The sequence below is a fragment of the Herpetosiphonaceae bacterium genome, assembly GCA_036374795.1.
Classification (GTDB): Bacteria; Chloroflexota; Chloroflexia; order Chloroflexales; family Kallotenuaceae; genus LB3-1.
This window is the reverse complement of the sequence record DASUTC010000045.1, coordinates 1-11,911: the sequence shown is the minus strand read 5'-3', so window position 1 is coordinate 11,911 and position 11,911 is coordinate 1. Positions and strand designations below refer to the sequence as shown.

The following is an 11,911-nucleotide window of genomic DNA, read 5'->3' as shown; positions in this document are numbered from 1 at the left end:
GGGGCGCGCGGACCAGCAGGTGAAGATCCGGGGGTTCCGGATCGAGCTGGGGGAGATCGAGGCGGTGCTGGGGCAGCACGCGAGCGTGCGCGAGGCGGTCGTGATCGCCCGCGAGGACACGCCGGGCAACAAGCGGCTGGTGGCGTACATCGTAGGCGCGCCGGGCGCGCGGCGGGACGAAGCGGGAGCCGACAGCGGGGCGGTCAGCGGCAGCGAGCTGCGGCGCTTCCTGCAAGGCAAGCTGCCGAGCTACATGGTGCCGAGCGCGTTCGTGGTGCTGGAGGCGCTGCCGCTGACGCCCAACGGCAAAGTCGATCGCCGGGCACTGCCCACGCCCGATGAAGCGCTGTGCGACCCCGCCGGGACATTTGTTGCGTCGCGCACGCCCGAAGAAGCGCTGATCGCGGAGATCTGGGCCGAGCTGCTCCAGCTCACAGCGGTCGGTATCCACGACAACTTCTTCAACCTCGGCGGGCACTCGCTGCTCGCCACGCGGCTAATTGCTCGTCTGCGAGCGATCTTTGCCGTCGATCTGCCGCTCAGCATCATCTTCGAGGCACCGACGATCGCCGGTATCAGCGACGCGATCGAAGAGCTACTTATCGCGAAAGTGGAGGCCCTACCTGAGGACGAGATTCAACGCTTGACGGCCAACATGTTTTTTGAATCGTGATCAACCTAGTGTGAGGTGGCTCTATGACCAATGATGCCTCAGCCCGTCGCTCGCAGCTTTCGCCAGCCCGTCAGGCGCTCCTGCGCCAGCTCAAGCGCGGCGCATTAGCCGGAACCACAGTCGGCCAGGTGATTCCGCGCCGCACCGGCACAGGCCCGGCTCCGCTGTCGTTTGCGCAGCAGCGCCTCTGGTTTCTCGACCAGCTCATCCCCAACAGCGCGGCCTATATTCTTTGTAGCGCGTTTCATCTGCAAGGCACGCTGAATGTGCCGGCTTTGGAACAAACGATCAACGATCTCGTGCGTCGCCATGAAAGCCTGCGCACGACCTTCGTCGTCGAGGATGGACAGCCGCTTCAGGTCATCGCGCCGTCGCTGACGATCGAGCTGCCGATCACCGATCTGCGCGGGATTGCCGCCGACCGGCGCGAGGCGCAGGCGCAGCAGATCATCGGCGAGGAGCGCCAGCGGCCATTCAATCTGGCGCAGGGGCCGTTGTTGCGCGCTAGGCTGGTGCGCCTGGACGACGCCGAGCATTACCTGATCATTGCGATGCACCATATCATCTCGGATGGCTGGTCGATCGGCGTCTTCTTTCAAGAATTTGGCGCGCTGTATAACGCACAGGTCGCGGGCAAGGCCGCAGCGCTAGGCCCGGTGGGCACCCCGCTGCCGATCCAGTATGCCGACTTCGCCTGCTGGCAGCGCGAGTGGCTGAGCGGTGAGGTCTTGGAGCGGCAGCTTGGCTACTGGAAGCAGCAGGTCGCCGATGCGCCCAAGGTGCTGGATCTGCCCCTCGACTTTCCGCGCCCGACGACGCAGCGCTATCGGGGCGCGCGCCATCGCATCGAGCTTCCGGCCACGCTGCGCGCCGCGCTCAGCACGTTGAGCCAGCACGAGCAAAGCACCATGTTCATGACGCTGCTGGCCGCGTTTCAAATCCTGCTGTATCGCTACAGCGGCCAGCAGACGATCCTGGTGGGCACGCCCATTGCCAACCGGACCTACGCCGAAACCGAGGGCCAGATTGGGTTTTTCGCCAACACGCTCGTGCTGCGCGGCAACCTGCAAGGCAATCCAGCGTTCCGCGAATTTTTGGGACGGGTGCGTGAGATGGCGCTGGGCGCGTATGCCCATCAAGATCTGCCATTCGAGCGGCTGGTCGAGGAGCTGCACCTGGAGCGCGATCTCGCGCGCAATCCTTTATTTCAGGTGATGTTCTCGCTGCAAAACACCCCGGTCGCGCCATTGAACCTGAGCGGGCTGAGCGCCGACGTGGTCCGTGGGAATCGCGAAACGATCGCCTTCGATCTGACGCTGGAAGTCGCCGAGAGGCCGGATGGGCTGTACGGCTACTTTGCCTACAATACAGACCTCTTCGCGCCCGACACGATCGAGCGCATGGCCGGGCATTTCCAGACGCTGCTTGAGAGCATCGTCGCCGCGCCCGACCAGCGCATCGCCGATCTGCCGCTGCTCTCGACCGCCGAGCGGGAGCGGCTGCTAGTCGAGTGGAACGCCACAGCGCGCGATTTTCCCCAGGCGTCGTGCATCCATGACCTGTTCGAGGCGCAGGCGACGCGCACGCCCGACGCACCTGCGGCGGTGTTTGCCGATCAGCAGTTGACCTATGCGCAGCTCAGCGAGCGCGTCAGTGCGCTGGCCCAACACCTGCGGCGGCTGGGCGTCGGCCCCGATGTGCTGGTCGGCGTGTCAGTGGATCGCTCGCTCGATATGATCGTGGGCGTGCTGGCCGTGCTGACCGCAGGCGGGGCCTATATTCCGCTCGATCCGTCCTACCCGCGAGAGCGGCTGGCCTTCATGCTGGAGGATGCCCAGGCTGCGGTGCTGCTGACACAGGAGCATCTCCTGCACCCAGAGGGTACCCGACTACCCGCGCACAATGCGCAGGTCGTCTGCATCCGCCGCGATTGGGAGAGCATCGTACGCGAAAACCAGGCGCATCCAGCGCCGGTCAGAGCGCGGGTCGATCCCGCCAACCTGGCGTATGTAATCTACACCTCCGGCTCCACCGGACGACCCAAGGGCGTGCAGATCAGCCATCGCTCGGTGGTCAACTTCCTCACGACGATGCAATCACAGCCCGGCCTCAGCGCGCAGGACACGCTGCTCTCGGTGACAACGCTGTCATTCGATATTGCGGGATTGGAGCTCTTTCTGCCGCTGATCACCGGCGCGCGCGTGGTGCTGCTCGATCAGGCGCAGGCCGCAGACAGCCAGCAGCTAGCCGCGCAGATCGAGCGCTCCTCTGCGACGGTGATGCAGGCCACGCCCGCGACGTGGCGGCTGCTGCTGGCCGGTGGCTGGCGGGGCAGCCCGTGCTTGAAGATCCTGTGCGGCGGCGAGGCCCTACCCCGCGATCTTGCTGCGACATTATCCGCAGCCAATGCCAGCCTGTGGAATATGTACGGCCCCACCGAAACCACGATCTGGTCGACGCTGACGGAGGTCAGGCCCGACGCCGAGCAGATCACGATCGGACGACCGATCGCCAATACCGAGGTGTATGTGCTTGACTCGCGGCTCCAGCCCACGCCGATCGGCGTGCCCGGCGATCTGTTCATCGGCGGGGCCGGGCTATCACGCGGCTACTTGCGCCGCCCCGAACTCACCGCCGAGAAGTTCGTGCCGCATCCCTTCAGCCAGACCGGGTACCCTCAGGGTGGCGCGCGGCTGTACAAAACCGGCGACCTGGCGCGCTATCGGCCCGACGGCACGATCGAGTTCCTGGGACGAAACGACCATCAGGTGAAGCTGCGGGGGTATCGCATCGAGCTGGGCGAGATCGAGGCGACACTGATGCAGCATGAGGCCGTGCGCGAGGCGGCGGTGATCGTGCGCCAGGACGATGGCGATGAGCGGCTGGTAGCGTATATTGTTGAGAACCAGGACGCCGAGGGCGAAGCGGGTTCTCGGTTCCGGGTGCCCTCTGGGCGTCTTGGTTCTTTCCTCCGCGAGCGCTTGCCGGCCTATATGGTGCCGACAGGCTGGGTCGTGCTCGACGCGCTGCCGCTGACGCCCAACGGCAAGCTCGACCGCCGCGCGCTCCTGGCGGATACAACGCCCGGCCTCGAACAGGCGCGAACCTACGTCGCGCCATCCACGCCCGAAGAAGAGATCATGGCCGAGATCTGGGCCGAGATCCTTGGACTGGAGCAGGTCGGCATCCACGACAACTTCTTCAGCATCGGCGGTCACTCGCTGCTCGCTACGCGGCTGATCGCCCGCACGCGCTCGGTCTTTCATGTCGAGCTAACCCTCAGCGCCATTTTTGAAGCTCCCACGATCGCCCAGATGGTCGACGTCGTCGAGGACCTGCTGGTCGAGAAGCTGGCATCGCTCTCCGAGGACGAGATTCAGCTTCTAGCGGCTAGCGCGTCGCTCGTCGATCAAGCATAACCGTGTGTGAGGTACTACGTGTCCGCAGCAGATAACCGCTCAACCCGCCGCTCACAGCTCTCGCCAGAAAGGCAAGCGCTGCTTGCTCAGCTCAAACGCGGCGCGCTGGCCGGAGTAGCCAAAGCGCCGACTATTCCACGCCGCGCCGCAGAAGGCCCGATCCCGCTCTCGTTCAGCCAGCAGCGGCTCTGGTTTCTCGATCAGCTCGCTCCGGGCAGCGCGAGCTATAACATGCCCCTGGCGCTGGCCCTGACCGGCTCGCTGAACGTCGCCGCGCTTGAGCGCAGCCTCAACGAGCTGGTGGGTCGGCATGAGATCCTGCGCACAACCTTTGTCACCGTCGATGGGCAGCCCCAGCAGGTGATTCAGCCGGTCGCGCCTCTGCCGCTGCCGCTCGTCGACCTCCAGACGCTACCTGAGGCCGAGCGTAAGGCGCAGATGTCGCAGGCCGTCATCGCCGAGGTGCGGCGGCCTTTCGATCTGGCCCGTGACGTACTGCTTCGCGCGCTGCTCATCCGCCTTGCCGAAACCGAGCATGTCCTGGTGATCACCAGCCATCATATCGTGCTCGACGGCTCGCAGGCGCTGATGATGCGCGAGCTGATCATGCTCTACAACGCGCATGTCGCCGACATCGCGCCGGAGTTGCCCGCGCTGCCGATCCAGTACGCCGACTACGCGCTCTGGCAGCGCGAGTGGTTGCAGAGCGAGCGCTTCAAGGCCGATCTGGCCTACTGGCAGCAGCAGCTTGGCACGGGCGATCTCACGCCGCTCGACCTGCCTATCGCCCGCCCACGACCACCGGCCCAGACGTTTCGCGGAGCGCGGCAGAACTTCGAGCTTTCCCGGTCGCTGGCCGATGCGCTCAAAGCCCTGAGCCAGCAGGAAGATGCGACGCTGTTCATGACGCTGCTGGCGGCGTTTCAATGTCTGCTCAGCCGGTACAGCGGCCAGCGACAGATCGCGGTTGGCACGCCCGTTGCGCAGCGCGGTCAGCCGGAGCTGGAGCCGATGATCGGCTGCTTCGTGAATACCGTGGTCATGCGCACCGATCTTGGAGACAATCCCACGTTCCGCGAGGTCATGCGGCGGGTACGTCAGGTTGCGCTGGGCGCGTATGCTCATCAGCAGGTCCCGATCGAGATGGTGATCGAGGCGCTTCAGCTTGAGCGCGATCCGAGCCGCAACCCGCTTTATCAGGTCATGTTCGTGCTCCAGCATACCGGCGGCGACGCCCAGAGCGCGGCAGCCACGTTTAGCGGCCTGACCGCCCGACCGTTCACCGTCGACGCGGGCACTGCGCGGCTCGACCTGCTGCTGTATATCGAGGCGATCGGCGATCGGCTGCTGGGCATGTTGGAGTATAACACCGACCTGTTCGATGCCACGACCATCACCCGCCTGCTGACGCATTTTCACACACTGCTCGCGGCGGCGGTCGCCAACCCCGACCGGCGGCTGAGCGATCTGCCGCTGCTGCCCGTGGCCGAGCGCGAGCAGATGCTTGCGGCCTGGAACGATACGCGCGCCGGGTATGACCGGACAGCATGTATGCATCACCTGTTCGAGCGTCAGGTCGAGCGCACGCCCGACGCCACCGCCGTCGTCTGTGGTACGCATCACCTGACCTACCACGACCTGAATCAGCAGGCGAATCAAATCGCCCATCACCTGATCGCGCTTGGCATCGGCCCCGGCAGCATGGTCGCGGTCTGGCTTGAGCGCTCGCACCTGATGATTCCGGCGCTGCTGGGTATTTTGAAGGCGGGCGCGACCTACGTGCCGCTGGAGATCAGCTTTCCGACGGCGCGCGTGCAGTGGATTGTGAACAATCTCGCGGTGCGCTGCATCATCACGCAGACCGATCAGCTTCCACCGCTCACGGCCATGCAGCCCGACGCTCCGACCCTGGCGCATGTGCTGTGCCTCGACACCGATCAGCCTGCCGAGACGCTGCCGCCCGCGCCGGAAGCCCTGCGCCTCTGGCCGCGCGCCGCGCTGGCCGCGCTGCCGCAGAGCAATCCAGCCGTCGCGGTCAGCCCCGACGATCTGGCCTACGTTATTTTCACCTCCGGCTCGACCGGCACGCCGAAAGGGGTGATGGTGCGGCATCAGCCGGTGATCAATCTGATCGAGTGGGTCAATCACAGCTTCGGCGTCGGCCCCAGCGATCGGGTGCTGTTCGTCACCTCGCTCTGCTTCGATCTTTCGGTCTACGATGTCTTCGGCCTGCTGGCTGCCGGTGGCTCGATCCGCGTCGCATCCAGCCAGGAGCTCCATGATCCTGAGAAGCTGCTGCACATCCTCTGCACCGAGCCGATTACGTTCTGGGACTCCGCGCCCGCCGCGCTCAACCAGCTTGGGCCGTTTCTCGCGTCCGCGCCCGCCGAGGGCACGGCCCAGCTTCGCCTCGTCTTTCTGAGCGGCGATTGGATTCCGGTGACGCTGCCGGATCAGATTCGGGGCACCTTCACCAATGCCCAGGTGATCAGCCTCGGCGGCGCGACTGAGGCCACGATCTGGTCGAACTACTACCCGATCGGCGCGGTCGATCCGCAGTGGCCGAGCATTCCGTACGGCAGGCCGATCCAGAACGCGCAGTACTATATCCTTGATCAGCAGCTCAATCCATGCCCGGTGCTGGTGCCCGGCGAGCTGTACATCGGCGGCGAGTGCCTGGCGAGCGGCTACGCCAACGATCCGATCCTGACCGCCACGAAGTTCATCCCCGATCCGTTCAGCCAGACCGGGTACCCTCAGGGTGGCGCGCGGCTCTACAGAACCGGCGACCAGGCGCGCTTCTGGGCGGATGGCGTGATCGAATTTTTGGGCCGCATCGACCAGCAGGTCAAGATTCGCGGCTTTCGGATCGAGCTTGGCGAGATCGAGAGCGTCCTCAGCGCGCATCCCGCCGTCCAGCACTGCGTGGTCGTCGCCCGCGAGGATAGCCCAGGCGATAAGCGGCTGGTAGCGTATGTTGGAGAACAACGGAATAACGGAACAAAGGAACAAAGGGGCGAGATCGCAGAACTCGAAACTCGAAGCTCGGAACTTCGGACGTACTTGAAAGAGCGGCTGCCAGAGTACATGGTGCCGAGCGCGTTCGTGCTGCTCGACTCGTTCCCCGTCACCAGCAACGGCAAGCTCGATCGCAAGGCGCTGCCCGCGCCCGAACGAGACGACCTCGGCGCGACCGAGGCGCTGGTCGCTCCACGCACGCCGACCGAGCAACTCCTGGCGGAGATCTGGACCAGCGTGCTGCGCGTGCAGCAGATCGGCATCCACGATAACTTCTTCATGCTCGGCGGCGATTCGATCCTTGGCATTCAGATCATCGCGCGGGCCAACCAGGCGGGGCTGCGGCTGGCACCCGGTCATCTCTTCCAATACCAGACCATCGCCACGCTCGCGGCTGTCGCGGGCACGGCGGCGGGCACGCAGACGGAGCAGAGCACGGTCAGCGGCCAGCTTCCGCTCACGCCGATCCAGCACTGGTTCTTCGACCAGCAGTTGCCCGCCCCGCACCATTGGAACCAGGCGATGCTCTTCCAGGTACCGCCCGATCTGGACTCCGCGCTGCTGGCGCGCGCCGTACACCATGTGCTGCACCACCACGACGCGCTTCGCCTGCGCTTTACGCAGACCGCTGACGGCTGGCAGCAGGTCAACGCGGCGAGCGTCGAAGACGGCTGGTTCAGCTCGATCGATCTCTCGTCGACGCCGGTCGTCGAGCACGCGGCGGCGATAGAGGCCACGGCGCGCGAGCTTCAGGCAAGCCTCGACCTGGCCGACGGGCCGCTGATCAGAGCCGTCCATTTCTTCTGCGGCGCTGACACACCGGGCCGCCTGCTGCTGATCATCCATCATCTCGCGGTCGATGGTGTCTCCTGGCGCATCCTGGCCGAAGACCTGCAAGCCAGCTATCGGCAGGTGGCGCGGGCCGAGGCACCCACCCTGCCGCTCAAGACCACATCGTTCAAGCAGTGGGCCGAGCGGCTGGTGCAGCACGCCGAGTCGGCTGCGGTGCAATCCACGCTGGACTACTGGCTGAGCCTGCCCTGGCAGCACGTCCAGGCCATGCCGCTCGATTTTCCGCACGGCGAGAACACCGAGGCATCGGCGCAGACCGTGGTGGTGCGGCTCAGCGCCGACGAGACGCGGACGCTGCTTCAGCAGGTGCCGGAGGCCTACCGCACGCAGATCAACGAGGTGCTGCTGACGGCGCTGGCGCGCGCCGTCACCGGATGGAGCGGCTCGCGCAGCCTGCTGGTACATCTGGAAGGCCACGGACGCGAGGCGATCTTCGATGATCTGGACGTATCGCGCACGGTCGGCTGGTTCACGACGATCTACCCGGTGCTGCTTGAGCTGGAAGCGACCGCGCCCGGACCGATGCTGCAAGCCGTCAAGGAGCAGCTACGGCGCATCCCCCAGCGCGGCATCAGCTACGGGCTGCTGCGCTATCTGGCCGATCCCGCGATCACGGCCCGGCTGGCAGCCCTGCCACAGGCCGAGGTCAGCTTCAACTACCTGGGCCAGTTCGATCAAGCCTCGTCGCCCGATACGCTGTTGCAGCGCGTCGGCGGAGCGATCGGCCCGCTCCACGCGCCGCAGGGCCGCCGCAGCCATATGCTTGAGATCAACGGGCTGGTGGCCGATGGACGGCTGCAATTCGGCTGGACCTACAGCGCCCAGCTCCACCGCCGCGAGACGATCGAGCAGCTTGCCCAGACGTTTACCGCGACGCTCCAGGCGATGATCAACGGCTCCCAGGCGCCCGATGCTGCGAGCTACACGCCCTCCGATTTCCCGCTAGCCAACCTGAGCCAGCAGCAGCTCAGCGCAATTGCCGCCAAGTTCAACAAAAGGGGCCGACCATGACCATCGAGCACCTCGAAGATATTTATCCGCTCTCGCCGATGCAGCAGGGCATGCTCTTCCACAGCCTGTACGATCCCGATGGCGGCGTGTATGTCGAGCAGTTCACCTGGACGATCCAGGGCACGATCGACCTGGACGCCTTCAGCCGGGCCTGGCAGCATGTGCTGGATCGCCACCCGATCCTGCGTACCGCCTGCTACTGGGAAGATCTCGACGAGCCGTTGCAGGTCGTCCAGCGCGGCGTCGAGCTGCCGCTCACGCGCTACGATTGGCAGACGCTCTCGCCCGCCGAGCAGCAGGCGCAGCTTGAGACGCATCTGGATGCCGATCGGCGGCGCGGCTTCGATCTGGCGCAGGCGCCGCTGCTGCGCCTGGACCTGATCACGCTGGCCGCAGATACGCACCAGCTATTGCTGAGCTGCCATCATCTGCTGCTGGATGGCTGGTCGCTGGCGATCGTGCTCAGGGAGTTTCTGGCGTTCTACGAGGCCTTCCGCCAGGGCCAGCCGCTTCAGCTTCCGCGCAGCCGCCCCTACCGCGACTACATTGGCTGGTTGCAGCAGCAAGACCTGACCGAGGTCGAGGCGTTCTGGCGTCAGACGCTCAGCGGCTTTAGCGCGCCGACGCCGCTTGGCCTGAGCCGACCGGGATCGGGCAGCGCCACCAGGGAGGCCGACGAGCAGCTCTTGCGCGTCTCGGAGACGACCACCGCCGCGCTGCGGGCGATGGCGCAGCAGCACCAGCTCACGGTCAACACGGTCGTGCAGGGCCTCTGGGCACTGCTGCTCAGCCGCTACAGCCGCGAGCAGGATGTGGTCTTTGGCGCGGTCGTCTCCGGTCGGCCCTCCGACCTGCCAGGTGTCGAGGAGATGGTTGGGCTGTTCTTCAACACGTTGCCGGTGCGCGTGCAGGTGACGACGACGCTGCCTGTGCGCGAGTGGCTGCGCAAGCTGCAAGATCAGCAGGTCGCGGCGCGGCGCTACGAGTATAGCCCGCTGCTGGAAGTCCAGGGCTGGAGCGACGTGCCGCGCGGCCTGCCGCTGTTCGAGAGCGTGCTGGTCTTCGAGAACTACCCGGTCGATGCGCTGCGCAGCCAGAATCGCAGCCTGACGTTTCGCCATCTGCGGGCGATCGAGCGCGGCAACTATCCGCTCTTTGGCGTGGTCGGCCTGAGCGCGGAGCTGTGGCTGCGCATGATCTACGATCGGCAGCGCTTCGACGCCCCGACGATCGCGCGGATGCTGGCGCATTTCGAGACGGCGCTTGAGCGCATTGTGGCCGATCCCGATCAGCCGGTGGGCGACATCGCGCTGCTAACCGCAGCCGAGCGCCAGCAGCTTCTCGTCGATTGGAATACGACACAGGCCGCCTTCCCGACTGACAGCATGCTTCAGCACTTCGAGGCGCAGGCAGCCCACATGCCCCACGCGACCGCCGTGGTCTGGCAGGCGGAGCGGCTGAGCTACGAGCAGCTCAATCGGCGGGCCAATCGGCTGGCGCGACAGCTTGTGGAGCGCGGCGTCGGGCCGGATGTTGTGGTCGCGCTGCTGGCCGAGCGCGGCCTCGATCTGCTGACGGCGATCCTGGCCGTGTTCAAAGCAGGCGGCGCGTATCTGCCGCTCGATCCGCATCATCCGGCGCAGCGCCATGCCCAGGTGCTAACGCAGAGCGGCAGCCCGCTGGTGCTGGCGACCGATCCGTTCATGGCCGCGCTGACGAAGGCGGTCGCAGGCATACACTCCACGACTCGCCCCGCGACTCTGCGCATCGCTGAGCTGCTGGAAGCGCCTGAGGCTGAGGAGAATCTCGCGCCGCGCGCCGAGCCGAGCAATCTAGCGTATGTAATCTACACCTCCGGCTCGACGGGCGTGCCCAAAGGCGCGATGATCGAGCAGCGCGGCATGCTCAACCACCTGTGCGCCAAGATCGCCGATTTGCAGCTCACGGCTGCCGATCGCGTGGCGCAGACCGCCTCGCAGTGCTTCGATATTTCGGTCTGGCAGTTTCTCGCGCCGCTGATGGTCGGCGGAGCGGTCCATATTTTCCCCGACGAGATCGCCTTCGATCCACGGCTGCTGCTGCATCAGGTGGCCGCCGATCGGATCACGATTCTGGAAACGGTGCCGTCGCTGCTGCGCGCGATGCTCGACGAGGGCGACCCGCAGATCGATCTCGCCGCGCTGCGCTGGCTGATCCCGACCGGCGAGGCGCTGCCGCCCGATCTTTGCCGTCAGTGGCTTGGGCGCTACCCTGCGATCCCGCTGCTCAACGCCTACGGCCCGACCGAGTGCTCCGACGATGTAACCCACCATCCGATCGCGAAGGCTCCGGCGGCCGATCTGCTGCACGTGCCGATCGGACGCCCGGTTGCCAATATGCGGCTGTACATCCTTGACGATCGACTCCAGCCAGCGCCGATCGGCGCGACCGGCGAGCTGTTCGTCGGCGGCGCGGGCGTGGGGCGCGGCTACCTCAACGATCCGCGCCGCACCGCCGAGGTCTTCGTGCCCGATCCGCTTGGCCGCCCAGAGGGCACCCGACCAGGATCGCGGCTCTACCGCACGGGCGACCTGGCGCGCTACCAGCCCGACGGCACGATTGTCTTCCTGGGCCGCGTCGACCACCAGGTCAAGCTGCGCGGCTTTCGGATCGAGCTGGGCGAGATCGAGGCAACGCTGCGGCAGCATCCCGCCGTCCACGAGGCCGTGGTCATCGAGCGCGAAGACCGACCGGGCGATCAATTCCTGGCGGCGTATGTCGTGCCAAGCGTAGAACAAAGAACAAAGAACGAAGAACAAGGGAACAAGGGGACAAAGGAACAAAGTGAGGACCAGCGCTCCCCCTCTCCCGCTGTGCAGGCGAGGGGGCCGGGGGGTGAGGGCCTCACCCCGGAACTCGAAACGTTGAACTTGGAGCTTGGAACGTTGGAGGCCGAGCA

General features: G+C 65.8%; 4 protein-coding genes. All 4 read left to right on the top strand.

The window, feature by feature from the left end; translation table 11 throughout:
• On the top strand, positions 1-673 hold a 673-nt coding region (locus VFZ66_02745), incomplete at its 5' end, for a phosphopantetheine-binding protein (protein HEX6288075.1).
• A gap of 23 nt (positions 674-696) precedes the next feature.
• A complete protein-coding gene (locus tag VFZ66_02740) occupies positions 697-4,092 on the top strand; it encodes an amino acid adenylation domain-containing protein (protein ID HEX6288074.1) in 3,396 nt (1,131 codons plus the stop codon).
• An 18-nt stretch (positions 4,093-4,110) separates the two neighbouring features.
• Positions 4,111-8,973 carry an amino acid adenylation domain-containing protein gene (locus VFZ66_02735; GenBank protein HEX6288073.1) on the top strand — a complete coding sequence of 1,621 codons (4,863 nt, stop codon included), beginning with the start codon at positions 4,111-4,113 and terminating at the stop codon, positions 8,971-8,973.
• A partial coding sequence (locus VFZ66_02730; GenBank protein HEX6288072.1) for an amino acid adenylation domain-containing protein occupies positions 8,970-11,911 on the top strand: 2,942 nt, incomplete at its 3' end. The genes VFZ66_02735 and VFZ66_02730, both read left to right, overlap by 4 nt.